The following is a 1,086-nucleotide window of genomic DNA, read 5'->3' on the forward strand; positions in this document are numbered from 1 at the left end:
TGTCTAGCCCCCATGTTCTGGGCCATTTCGGACTAGAGTTTCGGGGACTGGTGGGCGCATGTTGAGGGCCTGATGGGGTCGGGTGTGGTTGTATTGCCTGAGCCAGCAATTGATCGCGATCTGTGCCTGCTTGGTCGTTGTGAACCATTCGGAATTGAGAACCTCGCGGCGGAGCGTTCCATTGAACCTCTCGTTGTATCCGTTCTCCCAGGGAGAGCCCGGGTAGATCCGGATCGGGTTCACACCGACCTTCTCGAGCCAACTCTGGGTTGCTCGTGAAGAGAACTCTGGGCCGTTATCGCTTCGAACGAAATCAGGCTTTCCGTGGCGCAGGAACAGCCCGTAGAGAACCTCCAGCACATCTTCAGAACCCATGCGGGTCCGAACTTCCACTGCAAGCGCCTGGCGGGTGTATTCATCCAGAACCGTGAGCATCTTGTAGCTCCGCCCATTGCTCAGCTTGTCGTGAACGAAATCGACGCTCCAGACATGGTTGGGATGCGTCGGTCGGAGCCGAATGATCGAACTGTCCTTGTGGTACAGGCGACGCTTCTTCTTGTGCCGCTGCGGGAGTTGCAGACCTTCCTCCCGCCACAGCCGTTCTACCTTCTTGTGATTGACACGCCAGCCCTCAACCCGAAGCAGCTGCGCCACCTTACGGTAGCCATACCGGCCATAGCTCTTGGCCAGACGGATCATGGCCAGTCGAAGAGCATCATCGTTCTTCTCTACGGCCTGGTATTGCATGGAGCTGCGTGCAAGGCCGACCACCTTGCAGGTGCGACGCTCTGATGTGCCAAGCTTCTGGCGAGCATGAATGACGGCCTGACGAAGTTGGCTCGTCGTCAGGCCCTCGGTTTTAGGTAGTTCAGACTTTCTTTGAGGATCAGCTTGTCCAGTTCCAGTTCGGCCACGATCTTCTTCAGCCGGGCATTTTCTTTCTCCAGGCTGCGCAACTCCGACAGTTGCGACTTGCCCATGCCACCGAACCGACGCCGCCAATTGTAGTAGGTCGCATCGCTGACACCAACACCACGACAGGCTGTCCGAACATCGTCGCCATCTGCCAGCTTCAGTTCAATCTCA

At 57.2% G+C, this 1,086-nt stretch carries 1 protein-coding gene; it reads right to left on the reverse strand.

Annotated elements, in window-relative coordinates; genetic code table 11:
• Positions 1-3 precede the first annotated feature (3 nt).
• Positions 4-1,086 (reverse strand): IS3 family transposase gene (locus FN806_RS20355; RefSeq protein ID WP_425472055.1). Its coding sequence is split into 2 segments (ribosomal slippage), with 1,081 coding nucleotides annotated over them: positions 4-873 and positions 876-1,086; the frame shifts between segments, so codons are not numbered across the junction. This gene is flagged as partial in the annotation.

It is taken from the genome of Ruegeria faecimaris (assembly GCF_900182615.1).
Classification (GTDB): Bacteria; Pseudomonadota; Alphaproteobacteria; order Rhodobacterales; family Rhodobacteraceae; genus Ruegeria; species Ruegeria faecimaris.